Below are 21,662 nucleotides of genomic sequence, written 5' to 3'. Positions count from 1 at the left end.
TAAGGAAGGAGGTTAAGAGAATGTCAAGGACTTCAAAGATTACAGCACTTTATGAGAGATTATCAAGAGATGATGACCTGAATGGCGAGAGTAATTCCATTACCAATCAGAAAAAATACCTCGAAGATTATGCCCGTAGAAATGGCTTTGAGAACATCCGCCATTTTACTGACGATGGTTTTTCGGGTGTAAATTTCAATCGCCCAGGCTTTCAGTCTTTGATAAAAGAAGTTGAAGCAGGCAATGTCGGAACATTGATTGTTAAGGATATGAGCCGATTAGGGCGAAACTATCTGCAAGTCGGATTTTATACGGAAATTCTGTTTCCGCAGAAAGATGTCCGTTTTCTTGCAATCAACAACAGCATTGACAGCAACAATGCTTCGGATAATGATTTTGCTCCGTTTTTGAATATTATGAACGAATTTTATGCCAAAGACACGAGCAATAAAATCAAGGCTGTATTTGATGCCCGAATGAAAGACGGAAAGCGTTGTAGCGGTTCAATCCCTTATGGATATAACCGATTGCCGAGCGATAAGCAGACGCTTGTTGTTGACCCTGTGGCTTCTGAGGTGGTAAAGCGTATCTTTCTGCTTGCCAATGAGGGCAAAAGTCCACGAGCCATAGCGGAAATACTGACCGAAGAAAAGGTTTTAATTCCTGCCGCATATGCAAAGGAATATCACCCAGAACAGTACAACGGGATTAAGTTTGCAGACCCTTATATTTGGGGCATATCTGCCATTAGAACGATTTTAAGCAGGCAGGAATATCTTGGACATACTGTTTTGAGAAAGTCGGTCAGCACCAATTTTAAATTGCATAAGAGAAAGACTACCGATGAAGATGAGCAGTATGTGTTTTATAACACCCACGAGCCTATCATATCGCAGGAACTTTGGGACAGCGTTCAGAAGCGAAAGAAACGAGTGAACAGAGCTGCGGCAAGAGGTACACATACCAACCGATTAAGCGGTTATCTGTACTGTGCCGACTGTGGCAGGAGAATGACTTTGCAAACGCATTACAGCAAGAAAGACGGTTCTGTTCAGTATTCTTACCGTTGCGGCGGGTATGCAAGCAGGGTTAATTCCTGTACTTCCCATACGATTAGTGCTGATAATGTTGAAGCCTTGATATTATCGGCAGTTAAACGCTTTTCAAGATTTGTTCTGAATGATGAAAAAGCCTTTGCTTTGGAACTGCAATCCCTTTGGAAAGATAAGCAAGAGGAAAAGCCGAAGCACAATCAATCGGAGTTGAAACGCTGTCAGAAACGCTATGACGAACTCTCTACGCTCATTCGTGGCTTGTATGAAAATCTTATATCGGGATTGCTACCCGAAAGACAATACAAGCAACTGATGAAGCAGTATGACGATGAACAGGCTGAATTGGAAGCGAAAATGGAAACGATGAAAAAGGAACTTTCTGAAGAAAAAGACAGCACTATGGATATTCAGCATTTTATATCGCTGATACGCAAGTACAAAAATCCTACGGAAGTTTCTGATTTGATGTTTACCGAACTCATTGACAAGATTGTGGTGTATGAAGCCGAGGGTGTGGGAAAAGCAAAGACACAAAAGGTTGATATTTACTTCAATTATGTCGGACAGGTCGATATTGCCTACACCGAGGAAGAACTTGCCGAGATAAAAGAGCAGGAAGAACAGGAAGAAAAGAAGCGATTGGAGAAACAGCGTCAGCGTGAAAAAGCCTATCGAGAGAAGCGAAAGGCAAAAAAACTTGCTGAAAACGGTGGCGAAATCGTCAAAACAAAGGTATGTCCTCATTGTGGGAAAGAGTTTACCCCTACAAGCAACCGACAGATTTTCTGTTCAAAGGATTGCTGCTATCAGGCAAGGCAGGATAAGACAAAAGCCGATAGAGAAGCGGAAAAAGGAAGTCATTATTATCGTCAGCGTGTATGTGCTGTGTGTGGCAGTACTTACTGGCCTACACACAGTCAGCAGAAATTCTGTTCCGAGGAATGTAAAAAGGTAAATCACAATAAGAAAACCTTGGAGTTTTACTACAAGAAGCAAAAGGAGAAAGAACTATGCAAAGATTTATTACAGACGAAAGAACAGGTATCCGATACGAACTCATCGGAGATTACTATTATCCCTGCCTGACAGTAGAGAAAAGTCCTCCCCTTTCAAAATATGGTCGATTGCGGCAACGATATTTGAGGGAACATAAGCGTGTGCTATATTTTAATCTGCTGACAAGCGGAAAGTTATATGAACACCTTGCCGAAATTGATACTTCGGCTCGTGATATGGCGGAATATCTGATAAAGGAAATGGCAAAGAAGCAGGGTGTAACGGAAGAACTGAAAGCAACGGATATGATGAGATGGATAGGATTGATGAATAACATTCGAACCTGTGCCGATGAGATTGTATTGAATGATATTGTGTATTCCTAACGGATACCAACCGAAGAAGAACTGCTGTCAAACCGATGGCAGTTTTTCTTTTTCGGCAAGTATTCAAGAAGTCATTAAGTCGTGAGTATAATCGAAGTGGTTGAAAAATTCGTAAAGATGTGGTACAATACTTTTGCTTGTGAGCGACAAATCGAAATTTGCGGAGATGATAAGATGGTCAATATAACAGATGTAAAACAGATTCTTCAATTTGCAATAGATGCGGAGATTAAAGTCTTTCTTGATGGCGGCTGGGGTGTAGATGCTCTTCTTGGATATCAGTCAAGAGCCCATAACGATATTGATATTTTTGTAGAAAAGAAAGATTATCAGAACTTTATAGAGATGATGAAAGCTAATGACTTTTATGAGATTAAGATGGAATATACAACATTGAACCATACTGTATGGGAAGATGCGAAAAACAGAATTGTTGATTTGCATTGTTTTGAATATACGGGCGAAGGTGAAATTCTTTATGAGGGGGATTGTTTTCCGATAGAAACTTTTTCGGGCAAAGGAAAAATTGAGGAGATAGAGGTTTCCTGTATTGAACCATATAGTCAAGTAATGTTCCATTTGGGATACGAATTTGATGAGAATGATGTGCATGATGTGAAGTTATTGTGTGAGACATTTCATATCGAAATTCCAAATGAGTATAGATAACTACAAATTCCAGTTTGCCAGTATCTTAGACAGAATATGAACAACGAAAAACATCGTAGCAATACGGTGTTTTTTTGTTACCTAAAACCAACAAATTCATACATAACCACAGGTTAGTACAAATACCTTGTGTGATTTTTTGAAAGGCTTAGAACGGGGATTTTCTCCGATTTTCGCCCCTAAAAGATACACAAAAAGGTTTCAAGTATCTTTCCTGTGGTTTTTTTATTTTCAAACGGAAAGGTGGATTGATATGCCAAGAATGAGCAAGAAACGGAAACAAGAATGGGCATTGTTTCTGAATGACCGTAATCGCATTACCTACAACGAACTTTGCAGAAAATGCAGGAATGACTGTAAGCAGAGTTTCCGCTGTATCGTGGTGCTTTGCCCGAAATATTTATCGAAAAGGAGAACAAATAAAAATGATTGAAAATGAAATGACTGTCAGCGTACCTCTTGAAGTTGTCAAGGCAAGCGAAATCGAGCCGAAAGAAGTGAAATGGCTGTGGTATCCGTATATTCCGTTTGGCAAGGTTACGCTGTTGCAGGGCGATCCGGGCGATGGAAAAAGCAAGCTAATGCTTTCCGTTGCCGCCCTGCTCTCAAAGGGCGAACCTCTGCCCTTTACCGAAACGGAAGAAAACGAGCCTGTGACTATCATCTATCAGACAACGGAAGATGACGCAGACGATACGGTAGTACCTCGCTTTAACTCTGCCGGTGGCAACGGAGAGAACCTTATCTTCATCAGGGAAGATGAAAAATCTTTGTCCTTTGGGGATAACCGTATTCGTGAAGCGATTGAGATGTACCACGCAAAACTTTTAATTCTTGACCCGATGAGTTCCTATATCGGAGAAAGTTGTTCGATGAACAATGCCAACGAAACACGAGCCGAGTTTAATCATCTGATAGCGGTTGCGAAAGATACAGGCTGTGCGATTGTGATTATCGCTCATATGAACAAGATGAGAGATACCAATCCCCTTTACCGTACCAACGGTTCTATCGACATTGCGGGCGCTGCGAGAAGTATTCTTGCAATCACACGCACACCGAACAAGGAAGTACCTGCGGAAAGATATTTGGTGCAGGTAAAATCCAACCTTGCCCCGACAGGCTCTGCCATTCTGTTTGAAGTATCTGAGAAAGGTGTGGACTTTATTTCCGAAATGGAAATGACAGCGGAAGAAGCGTTCCAGTCCCTTGCCCCGAAAATTGGCAGACCCAACGATAAGGAAGTCAAGGCGAAAGCATTTCTGATGGAAATGCTGAAAGACGGAGAAATGCTTTCTTCAGATTGTGAAGAAAAACTTGAAGCCGCAGGGTTCAGGAAATCGACCATTAAAAAGGCAAAGAAGAACGCAGGAGTTATCTCCCGAAAGAAAGGTTTTCTGTGGTACTGGTCTTTGCCGATGGGCGATATACCGAGAGAATAAATGCAGGCTGTCTGCTGATGGGACAGTCTGTTTTTATGATTGAGGTATCAAAGGAGGTCAAGGGGGAACACCCTTGCCCACGACATCTTTGCAGACGAAGTCTGAAAGTGTCATAGTGGGTTACACACATTCAAAGAATGTTGTGTAATGGCTTCGCCCTGCCGAGAAAGGAGAGCAAAAATGGCGAAAAACAACAAGGCGGATATGAGTTGTGCAAGGGTTAAAAAGTATACCGCTTCTGATGTGAGCAAGGCAGAAAGGCACAACGAACGCAAGAATGAAACCTATGAAAATATGAATGTGATTGAGGAACGCATACCCTATAATGTGCATTTCAAAAAGCCTTTTGCCCCGACCTATATGGAACAATTAAAGCAGATGGAAACTGACGGTATGGTGTCGCTTCGAGGGCTGAGGAAAGACGCAACGCTGTTCAATGAGATTGTGATTGATGTGAACACAATGTACTTCGAGCGTAACGGCGGCTACGAATATGCAAAGCAGTTTTACGAAGAAGCATTCCATTTTATCGAGGAAAAATTCGGTGCTGATAATGTCATATCGGCTGTTATGCACGCTGATGAAATCAATGTAGCGGCAACCGAGGAACTTGGAAAAGAGGTTTACCACTATCATCTTCACGCTATGGTTTTGCCTGTGGTGGAGAAAGAAATCCTATGGAGCAAGCGTTGCAAAGATGAAAAACTGCGAGGAACGGTTAAGGAAGTTGTTCATCAAATCAGCCATTCAAAGAAATGGAAATCGGATATTCCGCTGACCGACGAAAAAGGCAATCCGCTTCTCAGAAAGAACGGAAAACCGATGTTCCGAGCTTCATACAGTATTCTGCAAGATGAATTGTTTAACCATATGACGGAGCAAGGCTTCAAAGGCTTTCAGCGTGGCGAATACGGAAGTACAGCAGAACACCTGACTTCCCTGCAATATCAAATCAAGCAGGACAAGGAACGCTTGGAGAAGTTGCAGAAGCGCATTCAGCGTGAACAGATAAAATATGAGCCTGCCCGTAATGTTTCTAAAACCTATAACGAGATTGACCGTATGGGGCAGAAAACAATCACAGGTAAAATGGCAATCTCCAAAGAGGATTATTCTGAGCTTACTGCCCTTGCCAAAGAGGGCATTACAAGTCGTGCGGAAATTAGCGAATTAGAACAGAGTGTCAACTATTACCGACAGAAATATTTTGACTGTGCAAACGCGCTCGAAAGAATGAAAACTAAATACAACGAACTGAAAGAAAAGTGCAGACCTTTTCTTCAAGCGTTGGAGCATTTCCCCGAAGTTGCTAAACTTTTTACCGAAAAAGTGAAGCAACTTTTTTCTTTTAAGGAAGCACAGGAACGAGCCGAAAAAGAAGCAAGGGAAAAAGAACGACAGGAGCGTATCAAGGCTCGAAGAAACAAGCGTGGTATGGAAAGATAAGCATTTCCATTATACTCACGACTTAATGACTTCTTGATATATTGAAAATCTGCGGTTACTGGGTGCTCTAATGTGAATGCCCAGCAATCAAATTTTATGAAAGAGAGGAACTGACTATATGAAAGAACAGAAATATTCTTATTCACAGCGAATTGGAAAGACAACATTCATCGTAAATGTAAAGCAGTCCGAAAGTGCCAAAAAGCCTTTGAATACGGTGTTTCAAGACATCTGCAAGCACGAGGTTTTGGGCGATTTCTTTATGGACAAATCATTTAATTTAGAAAATCCACAAAAAGTATCTTGACAAACTCGACCCCGAGGGAACGGGTTACAGAGCGAAAACCCGCTTTGCAAAATTCTATAACCTTCCGGAGCTTATGGCGATGTTTAAGGAGGTCGCCGACATTAAGACGGCGGATATGTTGGAATTGCCTGTGCCGGATGCACACTTCCACAATGTTGCAGTCAAGCCGTCTGAAATGCAGAAAGAAATGGTTGCTTCCCTTGCGGAGCGAGCCGAGAAAGTCCGTGGCGGCGGTGTGGATTCGAGTATAGATAATATGCTCAAAATCACAAACGACGGCAGAAAGTTGGCTCTTGACCAGCGTATGCTCAACGATATGCTGCCTGATTTTGAGGGCAGTAAAATCAACGCCTGCGTCGATAACATCTACCGTATTTGGGAGGAAACAGCCAATAAAAAATCAGCACAGCTTGTGTTCTGTGACCTCTCAACGCCAAAAAACGACGGCACATTCTCGGTATATAACGACATCAGAAAGAAGCTCATAGAGCGTGGTGTCCCCGAAAGCGAAGTCCGTTTTATCCACGAAGCAGATACCGATGTGAAGAAGAAAGAACTGTTCCAAAAGACCCGTAAAGGCGAGGTCAGAGTGCTTCTCGGTTCTACGCAAAAGATGGGAGCCGGCACGAATGTTCAGGACAGACTTATCGCACTTCACGATGTGGATTGCCCGTGGAGACCGTCAGACTTGGAGCAGCGTTCCGGTCGAATTATCCGTCAGGGTAACTCAAACCCTGATGTAGATATTTACCGCTATGTAACGGAGCAGACCTTTGACGCATATCTCTATCAGCTTGTAGAGGGAAAGCAAAAGTTCGCCAGTCAGATTATGACGAGCAAATCCCCGGTGCGTTCTGCCGAGGATATTGATGAAACCGCCCTGTCCTATGCAGAGATTAAAATGCTTGCCACCGGCAATCCGTATATTAAGGAAAAGATGGATTTGGATATTCAAGTCCAAAAGCTGAAGCTCTTAAAATCCAACTTTCTATCAGAAAAATACGCTTTGGAGGATAAGATAATCAAATATTATCCGCAGAGAATTACAGCTTTGGAAAACCGTATTGAAGGCTTGAAGCAAGATGTAGAAACTGCGAAACAGCACCCGAAACCAACGGATGACCGATTTGTCGGTATGGAGGTTAAGGGTGTTTTTTATTCCGAAAAAGCCGACGCCGGCAAAGCAATCATTGAAGCCTGCAAGCAGATGAACAGCCCCGACCCTATTCCTCTCGGCAAGTACCGAGGGTTTGAAACGGAGCTGCTTTTTAATACCGCAGAGCGAAATTATGAGGTTCGACTGAAAGGTGAGACAAGCAGAAATGTTTCTCTCGGCGATGACGCACACGGCAATATTATCCGTCTCGATAACGGTATTGATAGATTTGCCGAGAGCTTGTCGCTTGCGGAAAATGACCTTGAGAACACCAAAAATCAGTTGGAAACCGCAAAGAAAGAAGTCCAAAAACCATTTATCCAAGAGGAAGAACTCAAGACAAAGCTTGCCCGACTGGACGAGCTGAATATTCTGCTCAATATGGATAAGCGAGAAAACGAAATTGTCGGCGGCGAACCCGATGAGGGCGAAGTGCCGAACACACGAAAGGAGAAAACCTATGAAAGATAAAATGACACCCGATAAGGAAAGAGAAAACTGCCCTTGCAGAAAAGCAATCATCAACCCTTTTGACGCAATGATGATGGTTGTGGTCAGGAGACTTGATAAAGCATATCTCGAATTGAAAAGAAGCAAACCACCCGCAAAGGAAGCAGAATTTGCTCTTAGAAATGCAAAGCTTTCTTTCTATGGAGAGTTGGTTCGACAGAGCATTGAAACGGTATTTTCGCCGGAAGAAATCATTGCTTTGTATGAAAATGACGACCTTGCGGAAGATGCTTGGACTGTTTGGAATGACATCGGCTGCCCTGTTGACAAGATACTTATCATCATTGCAAAGCTCAGTATCAACGAACCGATACAGAAAGCTGTTGCCGATTTGCTGATGTAGAACGGCGGTGATACCTATGCCGTATATAGCACCGGAAGTCATAACAGAAGCCAAGCGAATGGACTTATTAACCTATCTCAGAGAGTATGAACCGGGCGAGCTTGTCAAGTTTTCAAGTAACACCTACACCACAAGAACCCACGACAGCTTGAAGATATCCAACGGAAAATGGATGTGGTGGTCGAGAGGTATCGGGGGCAAATCCGCCCTCGATTACCTTATCAAAGTCCGTGGAATGGATTTTGTGCAGGCGGTTCAGACCATTATGGGAAACGGTTCAGTCAACTTTCCGACTTGCGAAAACATCAAGAGCTATGAGGAACAGCCTTTGCTTCTGCCTGAAAAAAGCCCCACTACCGATGTGGTATTTGATTATCTTTTCGGGCGTGGGATTGATTATGAAATCATCAACCACTGCTTGGAACAGGAACTAATCATTGAGTCGCTTCCATATCACAATGCTGTTTTTATTGGCTATGACGAAAGCAAAGAACCTAAATACGCCGCTTACAGAGCAACAAATCAATCAAGGATTATGGGCGACTGCACCGGCAGTAAAAAGCAATATTCTTTCCGCCTGACTGCCGAGAACACCGGAGAGGTTCATCTTTTTGAGTGTGCCATTGACCTGCTTTCCTATGCAACTTTGATGAAGCTGGAGGGCAAAGACTGGCGACAGTTTAACCTTGTTTCTCTTGCGGGAGTGTATTCCCCAAAGCAGAAAATTGAGGACTCGAAAGTGCCTGTTACACTCGGCAGGCTGCTTGAAAAGGACAAAACAATCAGGCGAATTGTTCTTCATTTGGACAATGATATTGCCGGAAGAAAAGCTACCAAAGCGTTGCAGACTATTCTCTCAGATAAGTATGAAGTCGTTGACGACCCTCCCCAATACGGGAAAGATGTCAACGATTTTCTTTGTAAACGCTTAGGGATAAAGGATAAAACCGAAAGGAGTTTCGCACGATGAAACTAAAAGAAATCAGAGAAATGTACCCGGAGGGTACGCAGATTGTACTCACTGAAATGGCTGGCGAAAGTCAAATGCCCTACGGTCTGAAAGGAACAGTTAAGTTCGTTGACGACGCCGGACAGATTCATATGAGTTGGGAAAACGGCAGCTCTCTTGCTTTGAATATTCACGAGGATACCTTTGAAAAGGTCGAAGCACCTGAGAAGATTTCTGTCATTCTTGTTGAGCCGGGCAGGTATCCGAAGCTCATTGAGATTGAGGATACGCTGGAAGCAATGCAGTCTCTTGTGGAGGGAGATATTGAAGAATATATGCCCTTTGAGGACGAGGTTGCCATCATCTGCAACGAGGAAGGAAAGATGAACGGTTTGCCGTTGAACAGGGCTGTTTATTCCGAACCTGAGAATGTTGAGATGAGTTATCCGCAGTTGAAAGCTCATTTCCGGCAGGCAGAAAAAGAAAGAAACCACACGACCGGATATATTGTTTTTACGGCAGACAGCTTTGACAAGCCATACACAGAGGAACAAAGAACCTATGTTGTCAGCAGTAACAATAAGGCTTTCATTGAGGGTATGGGCGGATATTCTATCTATGCTTCTTCCCTCGACGGCTCGGATAAATGTGTGCGACTGGAAGCGTATATGGCTGATGAACACGGCGGCAAGGACGGTTGGAAGATTGAAAAATGTTATGTGAAAGATGACAGCAACCGTGAAATGCTCGACATTATTGCCGGCAAGTTTTTCATTGCATACGCACCGATTGAGTCGGAAAAGTTTCTCAGTATGCCGAAAGAACTGGCTCGTAAGTACGAGGAAAAGTTCAAATACCCGGAGAGATTTTACAAGTCTATGGACGGTATTGAAGCAAAGCCGTATAAGCCTGTCTCAAAGGATATGGAGAGATAAGAGTCAATCTATGGGGCAACCCTGAGTGTCTGCATAATCTTAGCGAGCAGACCATTTATGGACAGGAATGTCCAAAACGGTACACTCGTTAGGGGTTGCCCCTAATACCCCAAGCAAGAAAGGAGTAAAGCAATGCGGGAGATAGTATTGGTTGCCGCCGGGTTAATCATCGGCGGCTTTTTCGGAGTAACAACAATGTGCCTGTTTCAGATAAACCGGGACAGGCACTATATTAACAGAAAGGACAGCGATAAAAATGAGCAAGAGAAACATTGAAAAGCACATTCTGATGAACAAGGCAGAAGCTCAGGATTTGCAGAAAAAAGCAAAGCGGGCGTGTCTTTCCGAAGGCGGTCTTATCCGTTTGCTTCTCAAAGGATACGAGCCGAGAGAAAAGCCCGACGAAAGATTTTACGATGTTATGCGTGAGTTATCTGCTATCGGGAACAACATCAATCAGCTTGCGGTAAAAGCAAATTCCCTCGGATTTGTTGACGCACCGCAGCTCAAAAAGGAAGCCGAGCGTTGGCACAAGTTTCAGGCTGATGTGGAGCGTACTTTTTTAAGACCCGATAAGAGCGATATGAAATGGCAGTAAGTAAATTGTGGTCGGTCACATCAAGGCTCGGTCAGGTAATCGACTATGCCGCCAATCCCGAAAAGACTGCGACAGACATTTACACCGAGGAACAGTATCAGGCTCTCCGTGATGTTCTCAGCTATGCAAAGGACGAAGAAAAAACTGAGCGTGAGTTTTTCGTTGAGGGTATCAACTGCAATCCGGCGACCGCAAGAGACCAGTTTGTGTCTGTGAAAAAAGCATACGGCAAAGACGATGGCATTCAAGCCTATCACGGATACCTGAGCTTTAAGGAACAGGATATTTCCCCGGAGCTTGCACAGAAAATCGGAATGGAATTTGCAAACGAAGTGTGGGGCAAAAGATTTCAGGTGGTGGTTACTACTCATCTGAACACAAAGCACCTGCACTGCCACTATGTAATCAATTCCGTTTCCTTTGTGGACGGTAAGCGATTATGGGGAGACGAAAAAGCGTGGTTCAAGTTCCGCTTGGTTGCCGACCGTCTCTGTGAAAAGTACGGACTGTATTACAATCCGAACCCGAACCGCAGTAAGCAATCCTCATATTACTACAAGCAGGAACAAGCCGGTATGCCGAGCCGATACTCCATTACCCGTGACGCCATTGATGAAGCGATTGCACACAGCACTAACTTAAAGACCTTTGATTATATCCTGACGCAGATGGGCTATGAGCATTGTCTCAGCGACAGCCGAAAGTATTGGACGATTGTTCCGAAAGGATACAAGAAGGCGATACGACTTAAATCCCTCGGAGAGAATTATACCGAGGACGCAATCAAGCGTAGGCTGACGGAAAATCAAAAGGTTCTCATCGTTCCTTTTGTAAAGGAAACGGTAAGAGTCACACAGTACCGATTGCCCACAAGAGAACACAAAATCAAAAAGGTCGGCGGACTGTATGGGCTGTATCTGCATTACTGCTATAAACTCGGTTATCTGCCGAAATATAAAAAACAGAATACCGCAAGGCTTCACTATCTTTTGAAAGAAGATTTACTGAAGCTGGACAAAATCACTCAGGAGACAAGGCTGCTTGGACGGGAGAACATTTCTACCGACGAGCAGCTTTTCTCATATAAAGAGTCCGTATTGTCGCAAATCAAATCCCTGACTGACGATAGAACGCACCTGCGAAAACAGTTAAGAAGAAATTTGAGTGACGATGAGCTATCAAATGTCAAAGAGCAGATTACGGCAATCACGAGCAAGCTGTGGACTCTCCGAAAAGAGGTCGGTCTTTGTGATGACATAGCCGAAAGGTCAAAGGTCATTGAAGCCAACCTTGAAACGGTAAGAGCTTACGAAGAAAAACAAGAACGAAAGGAGCAGAACCGTAATGACAAACGGAGGTGATGCGGCAGAACAGGTCGTCAGGCTATCGCTTGAGGGCTTTGAAGTAGCCGCAAAATTAAGCGGAGCGGCAGCAAAGAATATTGCCGTTCTTTTAGTCTCTGTTCTCAAACAGGAACAAAAAACAAAAGGCAAGGCTCGACTTACCAATATGATTAAATCGGGCAAGGAGCTGAAAGTGTTTTCTATCCCCAACAAGGACTTGAAGAAGTTTACCGAGCAGGCAAAACGCTACGGCGTTCTCTACTGCGTACTCAGAGATAAAAACACAAAGGGCGATAATGTACCGATTGATATTATCGCCCGTGCTGAGGACGCTTCCAAAATTCAGAGAATCGTTGAGAGATTTGAACTCGGCAAGGTTGATAAGGCTGCTATTGTTACCGAGTCTCAGAAGGCTGTCGAAAATCGTGATGCTTTGGAAAAAGACAAGCCGACAAAATCCAAGAACGAAATCATCACAGAGGAAGCAGTCAGAAAGCCTATTCAGAAAGAGGGGTACTCCCAGTCAAACCCCACAGTCGCCAAAACGGACAAAAACCCTCCGTCAAGGCAAAACTCAGAGCCGGTAGATATGCAAACTGATAAGGGTACTGTCAGCGACAGACAGAGAAAGCCGTCGGTGAAAGCAAAGCTCGACCGATATAAGGCACAGTCCAAGCAGCAGAAAGAAGCAGAACGCAAAGAGCCGGAGGTATCAAAGCCGGAGGTTAAGAACGCCCCGGCACAGACCGTACACCAGCAGCCGAAACCCAAAAGCAAAAATGTGAAAGAGAGGTAATCACAATGACAAACAATTTTACCCCTGCTAAGGCAGGACAGCAGAGAAACAGACTTTCCAAAGAGGAATACGCCGATAAGATGAAGGCAGAAAAGGAAGCCGTATATCAGATGGCGGACGAAACCGCAAAGGCTATCGTTTCCGACCCGGAGAAGTTCAAAGCGTTCCTTGATACGCAGAGCCGTCTTGACCGATATTCTGCGGTCAACGCACTTCTGATTTTCAAGCAGCTTCCCGAAGCAAGCCAGCTCAAAAACTTTGACGACTGGAGCAAAGACAATGTGAAAATTCAGAAAGGTGCGAAAAGCATTTCCATTCTTGAACCTGTCGAGTATGCCAAGAGAGACGGTACGACCGGCATTTCCTACAATGTGAAAAAGGTCTTTGATGTTTCGCAGACCAATGGCAAGAGACCGCCTGCACCTACTGTAAACCGTGACCCGAAAGCTCTCATTACCGTTATGCTGGATTCTTCCCCGGTTGAAGTGGAAGCCACAAATGAACTTCCGTATCCCAATATGGCGGCGTTTTACAACAACGAGGAGCAGACCTTGTATGTGAAGCGTGATGTGGGAGACAGCGTTGCGGTCGCTCAGTGCGTAGCACAGGAACTTGGCCACGCACAGCTCTCCATCAACAGCGACAGTTACAGCAGAGCGGATATGGGCTTTCAAGCGGTATGTATCGGTTATATGCTTTGCAAGAAGTACGGCGTCGATACACAGAATTTTGCTATCAACCGTATTCCTGAGAAGCTTGCCGGCAAAGAGCCGAAGGACATTCGCTATGAGCTTTCCAAAACGAGAAATGCGATGGCGGATATTCACTCCCGTGTTTCCGATGAGCTTTACAAGAAAAAGCAGGAACGAAGCAAAGACTACGAAAGATAAGGTGAGACTATGGCGAAGGAAGAAATGTATCATATCGCATTGGACGATTATGAACACGGCATTATAATCCGTTCTCTCAACGATGAGAAAACAGATTTGATGAACGAAGGGAAATCTACCGATGCGGTGGACGACCTTATCATCAAGGTCGGAACTGCCCCAAAGAAAAAGTTCAGAGTTATCGAAAAGGAACGCTCCTGTGAATCGAGATAACGAAAGGCAGTCTGCTATTATTCTTTCCGTCATCGGTATTATCCCGGTCGTATGGCTGGCACTTCTGATTGCACCTTCTGTAAAAGGAGGATTGCCGGAAATACTGCCAAGCCTATTAACAGCGTTCAACAACCCATTTCATATTGAGCTATGCGAGGACAGCCTAAAAACTGTCCTCGTTTTGCTTCTCTGCTATGCAATGGGTATCGGGATTTACTTCTCGACACAGAAGAATTATCGAAGGCGTGAAGAACACGGCTCTGCGAAATGGGGCAACGCAAGAGCCGTAAATAAAAAATACAGACAGTCTCCGGCTTCAGAGAATAAGCTGATGACGCAAAATGTCTGTATCGGACTCAATGCGAAGAAGCACCGAAGAAACTTAAACACTCTTGTGTGCGGCGGTTCGGGAGCCGGTAAGACAAGGTTTTACTGCAAGCCGAATCTTATGCAGTGCAACACATCATTTGTCATTCTTGACCCAAAGGGCGAAATACTCAGAGACACCGGAAAGCTGCTTGAAAGCAAAGGCTATGAAGTTCGTGTTCTCGATTTGATTTCAATGGAGAAAAGCCATTGCTATAACCCGTTTGTCTATTTGCAGAATGACAACGATGTGCAAAAGCTCGTGACGAACCTTTTTAAGAGTACCACTCCGAAAGGCAGTCAGGCACAAGACCCTTTTTGGGACACCTCGGCTTCAATGCTTCTGCTTGCACTTGTATTTTATCTTCATTACGAAGCACCCGAAGATGAACAGAACTTTGCAATGGTAATGGAAATGCTCAGAGCCGGTTCGATTGAGGACGAGGAGGACACAAGACCTTCTCCTCTTGATGAACTGTTTGCGGAACTGGAAATGTCAAATCCCGACCACATCGCTTTGAAGTATTACCGTTCCTATCATTCGGGTGCGGCGAAAACCTTAAAGTCCATACAGATAACCCTTGCGGCAAGACTGGAAAAGTTCAACCTTGAAAGTCTTGCTTCTTTAACCACCACAGACGAGCTTGACCTCCCATCACTCGGAGAGAAAAAGGTCGCTCTGTTCGCTTTGATACCGGATAACGATTCCAGCTTTAACTTCTTGGTATCTATCCTTTACACACAGCTTTTTCAGCAGTTGTTTTATGCTGCCGACCATATTCACGGTGGCTCGCTTCCCGTTCCCGTCCATTTCCTGATGGACGAGTTTGCAAATGTGAGCCTGCCCGATGACTTTGACAAGATACTGTCGGTTATGCGTTCCCGTGGAGTGTCGGTAAGTATTATCTTGCAGAACTTGGCTCAGTTAAAAGCCTTGTTTGAAAAGCAATGGGAAAGTATTGTCGGCAACTGCGACGAGTTTTTATATCTCGGCGGTAACGAGCAAAGCACTCACAAATATGTGTCCGAGCTTCTCGGCAAGGAAACCATTGATACCAACACTTTCGGAAAAAGTACCGGGCGAAGCGGTAACTACTCCACCAATTATCAGATTAGCGGTCGAGAGCTTCTTACCCCCGATGAAGTTCGTATGCTTGATAACCAATATGCAATTCTGTTTATTCGTGGAGAACGCCCCGTTATGGATTTCAAGTATGACATCTTGAAGCACCCGAATGTGGCACTTACAACCGATGGAAAGGCTTCTGCCTATAAGCACGGCGAAGTTACCATCAAACACTCATCAATTTCCGTTCTTTCTATTGACCCGGAAGAACTTCCGGAGGAAAGCTACGGAGAAACCAATTACGAGCTTCTGTCCGATGAGGATTTTGAAGTAAATAAAAACTTATTTTAACGGAGGAAAACACAATGACTATTTTTAAGAAGAACAACGAAAAGAAAACTACTCAGAAGCTGCCTATGACCGGAAAGGTTAAGAAAGGCTTCCGTGCTTACTGCGCCGTAATCGCAGCAGCAACTCTTGTCTGCGGCATGAGCGTTACCGCTTTTGCCGCAAGCGACCCGATTACCGTAGTCAACAATCTGTCCGATTTCATCTTCGGACTTATCCGTGCCATCGGTCTTATCCTGCTTGGCTTCGGTATCGTTCAGGTCGGTCTCTCTTTGAAGTCTCACGACCCGTCTCAGAGAGCCAACGGCTTCCTGACCCTTGCGGGAGGTATCATCATCACCTTTGCCAAGGAAATCCTGACCCTTATTACCGGCTAAAAGAACACAGTTATCAAACGGGGCATACCTGGCGTTTCAGGTATGCCCCTAATCTTAAAGGAGGTGCAAACAGATGAGTGATAACTGGGTGGTTCAGAACCTCGAAAATGCCCTTGAAACTTGGAACAGCAAGCTATCGGAAATATGGCAGTTACTAACCACTTCACCGCAGCAGTTCAAAGGCGGCAGTATTTGGTCGGTAATGGTGAATATCAACGGTGCAGTTCAGGCTATCGGTCTTGCCCTGCTTGTTCTGTTTTTTGTTGTCGGTGTGGTTCGCACCTGCGGCAGTTTTACCGATGTAAAGAAACCGGAACACGCATTAAAGCTGTTCATTCGATTTGCCATTGCCAAAGGTGTGATTACCTACGGGCTGGAGCTTATGCTTGCCCTGTTCGACATCGTACAAGGTACGATTTCAACCATAATGACATCTGCGGGATTCGGTACGCCCAATCAAACAACCTTGCCTGCTGAAATGGTAACAACCATTGAAAGCTGCGGATTTTTTGAGAGTATCCCATTGTGGGCGGTTACTCTTATCGGCGGACTGTTTATCACGGTCTTGTCGTTCATTATGATAATGACGGTGTACGGACGATTTTTCAAGCTGTATATGTACACGGCTCTCGCTCCGATACCGCTTTCCACTTTTGCCGGAGAGCCGTCGCAGAATGTGGGTAAGAGCTTTATAAAGAGCTATTGTGCCGTTTTGCTTGAGGGAGCAGTAATTGTACTTGCTTGTATCATCTTCTCCCTATTTGCTTCTACGCCGCCGGTAGTAAACCCTGACGCAGCAGCCGTTACTCAGGTATGGGCATATATCGGCGAACTGGTATTCAATATGCTTGTGCTTGTCGGTGCAGTAAAGATGAGCGACCGAATTATCCGTGAAATGATGGGCTTATAACGGGAGGTTCTCTGATGAAGAAAAACAAGAAAAATAACGATAGATGGCAGGGCTATACGCCTGCCGACTGCGACTGCAAATATTGTGTGTACTACGGAGGAAAGAAAAACGGCAATGTAATTTGCCTTGCGGACGCCTGCGTCTGCTCTGATGAAATCCGTCACGCAAAACAGGCATATCGCAGAGAAAGGAGCTTTTGATGGAAGTCAAAATTAACCGAGAGATACGAAACTATACAGAGTCAATGTTTTTTGGACTGTCGCTCAGACAGTTCATTTTTTCTGTTCTCGCCTGTGCGGTAGCGGTAGGACTTTACTTTCTCTTAAAACCGTACCTTGGAACAGAAACCGTATCGTGGGTGTGCATTTTGGGAGCTGCCCCTTTTGCGGCTCTAGGCTTTGTGAAATACAACGGAATGACAGCTGAGAAATTTATATGGGCGTGGATTAAGTCCGAGTTCCTTATGCCGAAAAAGCTGGTTTTTCATTCCACCAACACCTATTACGAATTGATGAAATCGACAATCGAACAAAAACAAAAAATCAAAAAGGAAAATTGAACAGTTTTTCGGGATTGACAAGTAAGCATTGTTTAATTATAATAATATGATTTAGCATTAGCTGAATGGACGGCTTGGGAAGAAAGGAGTTTTACTATGTACGAGTATGTAAATGACAAACAATTTCTGAGCCGTATGCGTTCTCTTTGTGGAGATATAATGCAAGACCTTTGTCACACATTGAAAGAAGAATATGACATTGGTGCTTCATTCTACCTTGTGGGGAGCGGTGCAAAAAATCTAATAATGCAAAATGCCAACAGACCTATTGACTTGGACTATAACCTTGAAATCACGAGAATAGATGACTGGGAGGATTGTAGAAACATCAAGGAGTGTGTCAGAAAGGCTTTTAATACGGTTCTTCGGAAACACGGATGGAATGACTGTGAAGATTCAACATCATCACTAACTACGGAGAAGCGCTGTTTCACTCAGGGCAATGATACAGATTTTTCAATAGATGTCTGTATTGTCTGTGAGGATGTTGACGGCAATTATCACCGCTTAATTCACGAAAAAACAGGCTTTTCTTATTATGATAAGTATTTTTGGAATCAAGCACCTAATTCAAGGCGACTCAAAGAAAAGGCTGATTATATTAAAAGCAAAGGCAAATGGGCATTAGTCAGAGAACAGTACAAAAGAATAAAAAACAAGTATTTGACCTCAAATGACTATAACCATTCTTCGTTTATTTGTTATATTGAAGCTGTAAACAATGTTTATAACTCAAGAAAGCACTGGGATTAAAACTTAACAACACTAATTTTTATCGTCACTTAATTAAGTGGCGATTTTTTTATGCAAAAGGAGGCATACAAGAACAATGATTAAAACCCTTACGAACCTGTTAAAGCAGGACAAAGAAAAGTTTGTAGTACCAAAGGGCGTACAGGATTGTATTCCCATTACCGCAATTTATGACGACGGCATTTTCCGTGTAGGCAAGGACAAGTATTCCAAGAGCTTTAAGTTCACGGATATTAACTTTGCCGTAGCAAGCCGTGAGGATAAGGAAGCGATGTTCCTTGAATATTCCGAGCTTCTCAACTCTCTTGACAGCGGAGCTACTACAAAGCTGACTATCAACAACAGACGGCTTAACCGTCTTGACTTTGAGAAAACCATTCTTATCCCCGAAACCGGCGATGAGCTTGATGTTTACCGAGAGGAATATAACAAAATGCTTCTCGACAAGGCAACCGGTGCAAATGCAATCGTTCAGGATAAGTATGTTACTATCTCTATCAACAAAAAGAGCGTAGAGGACGCAAGAACCTATTTTGCCCGTGTCGGCGCTGACCTTATTGCCCACTTTGCAAGACTCGGAAGCAAATGTGTGGAGCTTGAAACCGATGAGAGACTGAGAATTGTCCACGATTTCTTCCGTGTCGGTGAGGAAACCGCCTACCACTTCAATATTAAGGAAACGAGAAAAAAGGGACACGATTTCAAAGATTATGTTTGCCCGGATACAATGGAATTTGAAAAGGACTACTTCAAAATGGGAAACCGTTACGGGAGAGTCCTTTTTCTTCGTGAGTACGCTTCCTATATCAAGGACAGTATGGTAGCCGAGCTTACCGACCTGAACCGCAACCTTATGATGTCCATTGACATTGTACCCGTTCCGACCGATGAAGCCGTGCGAGAAGCAGAGAGCAGACTGCTCGGTGTTGAGACGAACATTACCAACTGGCAGAGAAAACAGAATCAGAACAACAACTTTTCCGCCACCGTTCCTTATGATATGGAACAGCAGAAAAAGGAAATGAAAGAGTTCCTTGATGACCTCACCACTCGTGATCAGCGAATGATGTTCGCTGTACTCACTATGGTTCATACTGCGGACTCCAAAGAACAGCTTGATAACGACACCGAAGCTCTGCTTACGACTGCAAGAAAGCATTTGTGCCAGTTTGCCGTTCTCAAATATCAGCAGATGGACGGACTGAATACGGCTATGCCGTTCGGAACTCGCAAGATTGACGCATTCAGAACCCTTACCACAGAAAGCCTTGCAGTATTTATCCCGTTCAGGGTTCAGGATATTTACCACGAAAACGGCATTTACTACGGTCAGAATGTCATCAGCAAAAATATGATTATCGCCGACCGCAGACAGCTACTCAACGGTAACTCTTTTATCCTCGGTGTATCCGGCGGCGGTAAATCCTTTGCGGCTAAGGGAGAGATTGAAAACATCATTCTTTCCTCCAACGCAGATGTTATTATCATCGACCCTGAGCGAGAGTATTCGCAACTTGTAAAGGCTCTCGGTGGTGAAATCATCAATATTTCCGCAACTTCTCCGAGTCATATCAATGCAATGGATATGAACAAAGAATACGGCGACGGTGCAAACCCGGTTATTTTGAAATCCGAGTTTATAATGTCCCTCTGCGAACAGCTTATCGGCGGCACAAACCTCGGAGCAAAGCAGAAATCTATCATCGACCGTTGTACGGCGAGCGTTTACAGAGACTATCAGCAGAGAGGATATACCGGTACTGTTCCTACCTTGCAGGATTTTCGTGCGGAGCTTTTGAAACAGGACGAGCCGGAAGCAAAGGAAATCGCCCTTGCTATTGAGTTGTTTACTCACGGTTCTTTGAATACCTTTGCAAAGCCGACCAATGTGGATACAGATAACCGCCTTATCTGCTATGACATTCTTGACCTCGGCAAACAGCTTATGCCTATCGGTATGCTTGTCGTCCTCGACTCTATTCTGAACCGTATTACACAGAACCGTGCTAAAGGTAAGCAGACATTCATCTTTATTGATGAAATCTATCTCCTTTTCCAGCACGAATACTCCGCAAACTTCCTGTTTACTCTTTGGAAGCGTGTAAGAAAGTACGGTGCTTATGCTACTGGCATTACGCAGAATGTGGACGACCTTTTGCAGAGCCATACGGCGAGAACTATGCTTGCAAACAGCGAGTTTTTGATTATGCTCAATCAGGCGTCAACCGACAGAATTGAGCTTGCAAAGCTCCTTAACATTTCTGACCTTCAGCTTTCGTATATCACGAATGTTGACGCAGGACACGGACTGATTAAGGTCGGCAGTTCGCTTGTACCGTTTGCAAATAAGTTCCCGAAGAATACGAAGCTGTATAAGCTGATGACAACCAAACCGGGCGAGGGTGCATAACCCTTGCCCTATTCTGTAAATGAGAAAGGAAACACCTATGAAAAACAAAATCTATATTGCCATAATCTGTGCTTTCAGCATTGTATTTGCCGTCAGTTCAGGTTTTCTCATCAAGCACTATTATGACTCTGCAAAGCAGGCGGAAATGTACGACAATCTGATTGAGGTTGTGGAGACCGAGCCTGAAGATACCCAAGAGCCGATGAACTACTCCAAAGAAAAGACCTTTATCCCAGAGTATCAGGAGCTTTATTTACAAAACAACGATATGGTCGGCTGGATAAAGATTGAGGACACAAAAATCAATTATCCCGTTATGCAGTCAAAGGACAACCCGAACTTCTATCTGAAGCACGGCTTTGATAAAGCGTACACCGACTACGGCTGTCCCTATGTTCAGGAAAACTGCGATATGGAGCTGCCAAGCGACAATATCATTATCTACGGTCATCATATGAACGATGGCTCGATGTTCGCCGGTCTTATGAAATTCAAGGACAAGAACTTTTGGGAAAAGCACAAAACGGTGTCCTTTGATACGTTGACTGACAGACAGACCTACGAAGTGATTGCCGTGTTCAAAACCGTAGTATATACGGACAGCCCCGACAGCTTCAAATACTATCATTTTATCAATGCGGAGACCGATGAGGATTTCACAGCCTATGTTGAGAAGTGCAAGGAACTGTCACTTTACGATACGGGTGTAACCGCTAAATACGGCGACAAGCTCCTGACCCTTTCCACCTGTGAGTATTCCCGGACAAACGGCAGACTTGTTGTAGTGGCAAAGCTCATTAACGAATAACGCAACAGGTGGTTCAGCCTGCATAGGAAGG

25 protein-coding genes are annotated in these 21,662 nt (G+C 44.1%); all 25 read left to right on the top strand.

The window, feature by feature from the left end:
• Positions 1 to 20 precede the first annotated feature (20 nt).
• The 25 genes from AB5916_RS14190 (at position 21) to srtB (ending at position 21,631) form a co-directional block, all read left to right on the top strand.
• Positions 21 to 2,141, top strand: coding sequence for a recombinase family protein (locus tag AB5916_RS14190; RefSeq protein WP_055173296.1), 2,121 nt, complete (start codon positions 21 to 23; stop codon positions 2,139 to 2,141).
• Positions 2,066 to 2,437 carry a TnpV protein gene (locus AB5916_RS14185; RefSeq protein ID WP_004612398.1) on the top strand — a complete coding sequence of 124 codons (372 nt, stop codon included), beginning with the start codon at positions 2,066 to 2,068 and terminating at the stop codon, positions 2,435 to 2,437. The genes AB5916_RS14190 and AB5916_RS14185 overlap by 76 nt, the downstream gene beginning before the upstream one ends.
• A 174-nt stretch (positions 2,438 to 2,611) precedes the next feature.
• Positions 2,612 to 3,106: a lincosamide nucleotidyltransferase Lnu(C) gene (lnu(C), locus tag AB5916_RS14180; RefSeq protein WP_016147248.1), complete on the top strand. Its 495-nt coding sequence runs from the start codon at positions 2,612 to 2,614 to the stop codon at positions 3,104 to 3,106.
• Between the two features lie 253 nt (positions 3,107 to 3,359).
• Positions 3,360 to 3,539, top strand: coding sequence for a hypothetical protein (locus AB5916_RS14175; protein WP_226845240.1), 180 nt, complete (start codon positions 3,360 to 3,362; stop codon positions 3,537 to 3,539).
• A complete protein-coding gene (locus AB5916_RS14170; RefSeq protein ID WP_368191524.1) occupies positions 3,457 to 4,548 on the top strand; it encodes an AAA family ATPase in 1,092 nt (363 codons plus the stop codon). Before AB5916_RS14175 ends, AB5916_RS14170 begins: the two co-directional genes overlap by 83 nt.
• A 180-nt stretch (positions 4,549 to 4,728) precedes the next feature.
• Positions 4,729 to 5,994: a plasmid recombination protein gene (locus AB5916_RS14165; protein ID WP_368191523.1), complete on the top strand. Its 1,266-nt coding sequence runs from the start codon at positions 4,729 to 4,731 to the stop codon at positions 5,992 to 5,994.
• A gap of 118 nt (positions 5,995 to 6,112) precedes the next feature.
• Positions 6,113 to 6,301, top strand: a complete 189-nt coding sequence (locus AB5916_RS14160; RefSeq protein WP_368191522.1) for a transposase — start codon at positions 6,113 to 6,115, stop codon at positions 6,299 to 6,301.
• Between the two features lie 73 nt (positions 6,302 to 6,374).
• On the top strand, positions 6,375 to 7,928 hold the full coding sequence (locus tag AB5916_RS14155; protein ID WP_368191521.1) for a helicase-related protein: 1,554 nt from the start codon (positions 6,375 to 6,377) through the stop codon (positions 7,926 to 7,928).
• Complete coding sequence (locus tag AB5916_RS14150) at positions 7,918 to 8,310, top strand: hypothetical protein (protein ID WP_368191520.1); 393 nt, start codon at positions 7,918 to 7,920, stop codon at positions 8,308 to 8,310. Before AB5916_RS14155 ends, AB5916_RS14150 begins: the two co-directional genes overlap by 11 nt.
• Positions 8,311 to 8,326: 16 nt before the next feature.
• Entirely contained in the window at positions 8,327 to 9,280 is a 954-nt protein-coding gene (locus AB5916_RS14145) for a DUF3991 domain-containing protein (RefSeq protein WP_368191519.1), read from the top strand.
• The gene (locus tag AB5916_RS14140) at positions 9,277 to 10,194 is read left to right on the top strand and encodes a DUF3846 domain-containing protein (RefSeq protein WP_368191518.1); all 918 of its coding nucleotides are present in this window, start codon (positions 9,277 to 9,279) and stop codon (positions 10,192 to 10,194) included. The genes AB5916_RS14145 and AB5916_RS14140 overlap by 4 nt, the downstream gene beginning before the upstream one ends.
• Before the next feature lie 132 nt (positions 10,195 to 10,326).
• On the top strand, positions 10,327 to 10,470 hold the full coding sequence (locus tag AB5916_RS14135; protein ID WP_074403911.1) for a DUF3789 domain-containing protein: 144 nt from the start codon (positions 10,327 to 10,329) through the stop codon (positions 10,468 to 10,470).
• Positions 10,451 to 10,792 (top strand): plasmid mobilization relaxosome protein MobC, encoded by a 342-nt coding sequence (mobC, locus tag AB5916_RS14130; protein WP_050618036.1) that lies wholly within the window; start codon positions 10,451 to 10,453, stop codon positions 10,790 to 10,792. Before AB5916_RS14135 ends, mobC begins: the two co-directional genes overlap by 20 nt.
• Positions 10,783 to 12,153 (top strand): relaxase/mobilization nuclease domain-containing protein, encoded by a 1,371-nt coding sequence (locus AB5916_RS14125; RefSeq protein ID WP_368191517.1) that lies wholly within the window; start codon positions 10,783 to 10,785, stop codon positions 12,151 to 12,153. The genes mobC and AB5916_RS14125 overlap by 10 nt, the downstream gene beginning before the upstream one ends.
• Positions 12,137 to 12,931 (top strand): PcfB family protein, encoded by a 795-nt coding sequence (locus AB5916_RS14120; RefSeq protein ID WP_368191516.1) that lies wholly within the window; start codon positions 12,137 to 12,139, stop codon positions 12,929 to 12,931. The genes AB5916_RS14125 and AB5916_RS14120 overlap by 17 nt, the downstream gene beginning before the upstream one ends.
• Before the next feature lie 5 nt (positions 12,932 to 12,936).
• Positions 12,937 to 13,821 (top strand): hypothetical protein, encoded by an 885-nt coding sequence (locus AB5916_RS14115; protein WP_050618039.1) that lies wholly within the window; start codon positions 12,937 to 12,939, stop codon positions 13,819 to 13,821.
• Between the two features lie 9 nt (positions 13,822 to 13,830).
• A complete protein-coding gene (locus AB5916_RS14110; RefSeq protein WP_003525217.1) occupies positions 13,831 to 14,034 on the top strand; it encodes a hypothetical protein in 204 nt (67 codons plus the stop codon).
• Positions 14,021 to 15,817, top strand: coding sequence for a VirD4-like conjugal transfer protein, CD1115 family (locus AB5916_RS14105; protein WP_050618040.1), 1,797 nt, complete (start codon positions 14,021 to 14,023; stop codon positions 15,815 to 15,817). The genes AB5916_RS14110 and AB5916_RS14105 overlap by 14 nt, the downstream gene beginning before the upstream one ends.
• Before the next feature lie 14 nt (positions 15,818 to 15,831).
• Positions 15,832 to 16,191: a hypothetical protein gene (locus tag AB5916_RS14100; protein ID WP_003525215.1), complete on the top strand. Its 360-nt coding sequence runs from the start codon at positions 15,832 to 15,834 to the stop codon at positions 16,189 to 16,191.
• A 73-nt stretch (positions 16,192 to 16,264) separates the two neighbouring features.
• Complete coding sequence (locus AB5916_RS14095; RefSeq protein WP_003525214.1) at positions 16,265 to 17,101, top strand: hypothetical protein; 837 nt, start codon at positions 16,265 to 16,267, stop codon at positions 17,099 to 17,101.
• Positions 17,102 to 17,115: 14 nt separating this feature from the next.
• Entirely contained in the window at positions 17,116 to 17,301 is a 186-nt protein-coding gene (locus AB5916_RS14090) for a hypothetical protein (protein WP_003525213.1), read from the top strand.
• Positions 17,301 to 17,660 carry a PrgI family protein gene (locus tag AB5916_RS14085; protein WP_003525207.1) on the top strand — a complete coding sequence of 120 codons (360 nt, stop codon included), beginning with the start codon at positions 17,301 to 17,303 and terminating at the stop codon, positions 17,658 to 17,660. The genes AB5916_RS14090 and AB5916_RS14085 overlap by 1 nt, the downstream gene beginning before the upstream one ends.
• Before the next feature lie 96 nt (positions 17,661 to 17,756).
• Positions 17,757 to 18,413: a hypothetical protein gene (locus tag AB5916_RS14080; protein ID WP_003525205.1), complete on the top strand. Its 657-nt coding sequence runs from the start codon at positions 17,757 to 17,759 to the stop codon at positions 18,411 to 18,413.
• 76 nt (positions 18,414 to 18,489) lie between these two features.
• Positions 18,490 to 20,823, top strand: coding sequence for a VirB4-like conjugal transfer ATPase, CD1110 family (locus tag AB5916_RS14075; RefSeq protein WP_050618041.1), 2,334 nt, complete (start codon positions 18,490 to 18,492; stop codon positions 20,821 to 20,823).
• 37 nt (positions 20,824 to 20,860) lie between these two features.
• Complete coding sequence (gene srtB / locus AB5916_RS14070) at positions 20,861 to 21,631, top strand: class B sortase (protein ID WP_050618042.1); 771 nt, start codon at positions 20,861 to 20,863, stop codon at positions 21,629 to 21,631.
• Positions 21,632 to 21,662: the final 31 nt, after the last annotated feature.

Origin of the sequence: Blautia sp. 1033sp1_1033st1_G9_1033SCRN_220408 (assembly GCF_040929965.1) — a bacterium.
Lineage (GTDB): Bacteria > Bacillota > Clostridia > Lachnospirales > Lachnospiraceae > Blautia_A > Blautia_A ammoniilytica.
This window is presented reverse-complemented; position numbering and strand designations above follow the sequence as displayed.

Coding starts and splice junctions, on each gene's coding strand:
- AB5916_RS14150 (WP_368191520.1), top strand. CDS start 7,918: ATGAAAGATAAAATGACACCCGATAAGGAAAGAGAAAACTGCCCTTGC.
- AB5916_RS14160 (WP_368191522.1), top strand. CDS start 6,113: ATGAAAGAACAGAAATATTCTTATTCACAGCGAATTGGAAAGACAACA.
- AB5916_RS14135 (WP_074403911.1), top strand. CDS start 10,327: ATGCGGGAGATAGTATTGGTTGCCGCCGGGTTAATCATCGGCGGCTTT.
- mobC (WP_050618036.1), top strand. CDS start 10,451: ATGAGCAAGAGAAACATTGAAAAGCACATTCTGATGAACAAGGCAGAA.
- srtB (WP_050618042.1), top strand. CDS start 20,861: ATGAAAAACAAAATCTATATTGCCATAATCTGTGCTTTCAGCATTGTA.
- AB5916_RS14175 (WP_226845240.1), top strand. CDS start 3,360: ATGCCAAGAATGAGCAAGAAACGGAAACAAGAATGGGCATTGTTTCTG.
- AB5916_RS14165 (WP_368191523.1), top strand. CDS start 4,729: ATGGCGAAAAACAACAAGGCGGATATGAGTTGTGCAAGGGTTAAAAAG.
- AB5916_RS14155 (WP_368191521.1), top strand. CDS start 6,375: ATGGCGATGTTTAAGGAGGTCGCCGACATTAAGACGGCGGATATGTTG.
- AB5916_RS14140 (WP_368191518.1), top strand. CDS start 9,277: ATGAAACTAAAAGAAATCAGAGAAATGTACCCGGAGGGTACGCAGATT.
- AB5916_RS14120 (WP_368191516.1), top strand. CDS start 12,137: ATGACAAACGGAGGTGATGCGGCAGAACAGGTCGTCAGGCTATCGCTT.
- AB5916_RS14110 (WP_003525217.1), top strand. CDS start 13,831: ATGGCGAAGGAAGAAATGTATCATATCGCATTGGACGATTATGAACAC.
- AB5916_RS14185 (WP_004612398.1), top strand. CDS start 2,066: ATGCAAAGATTTATTACAGACGAAAGAACAGGTATCCGATACGAACTC.
- AB5916_RS14080 (WP_003525205.1), top strand. CDS start 17,757: ATGTACGAGTATGTAAATGACAAACAATTTCTGAGCCGTATGCGTTCT.
- AB5916_RS14125 (WP_368191517.1), top strand. CDS start 10,783: ATGGCAGTAAGTAAATTGTGGTCGGTCACATCAAGGCTCGGTCAGGTA.
- AB5916_RS14095 (WP_003525214.1), top strand. CDS start 16,265: ATGAGTGATAACTGGGTGGTTCAGAACCTCGAAAATGCCCTTGAAACT.
- AB5916_RS14115 (WP_050618039.1), top strand. CDS start 12,937: ATGACAAACAATTTTACCCCTGCTAAGGCAGGACAGCAGAGAAACAGA.
- AB5916_RS14090 (WP_003525213.1), top strand. CDS start 17,116: ATGAAGAAAAACAAGAAAAATAACGATAGATGGCAGGGCTATACGCCT.
- AB5916_RS14085 (WP_003525207.1), top strand. CDS start 17,301: ATGGAAGTCAAAATTAACCGAGAGATACGAAACTATACAGAGTCAATG.
- AB5916_RS14075 (WP_050618041.1), top strand. CDS start 18,490: ATGATTAAAACCCTTACGAACCTGTTAAAGCAGGACAAAGAAAAGTTT.
- AB5916_RS14170 (WP_368191524.1), top strand. CDS start 3,457: ATGACTGTAAGCAGAGTTTCCGCTGTATCGTGGTGCTTTGCCCGAAAT.
- AB5916_RS14145 (WP_368191519.1), top strand. CDS start 8,327: ATGCCGTATATAGCACCGGAAGTCATAACAGAAGCCAAGCGAATGGAC.
- AB5916_RS14100 (WP_003525215.1), top strand. CDS start 15,832: ATGACTATTTTTAAGAAGAACAACGAAAAGAAAACTACTCAGAAGCTG.
- AB5916_RS14190 (WP_055173296.1), top strand. CDS start 21: ATGTCAAGGACTTCAAAGATTACAGCACTTTATGAGAGATTATCAAGA.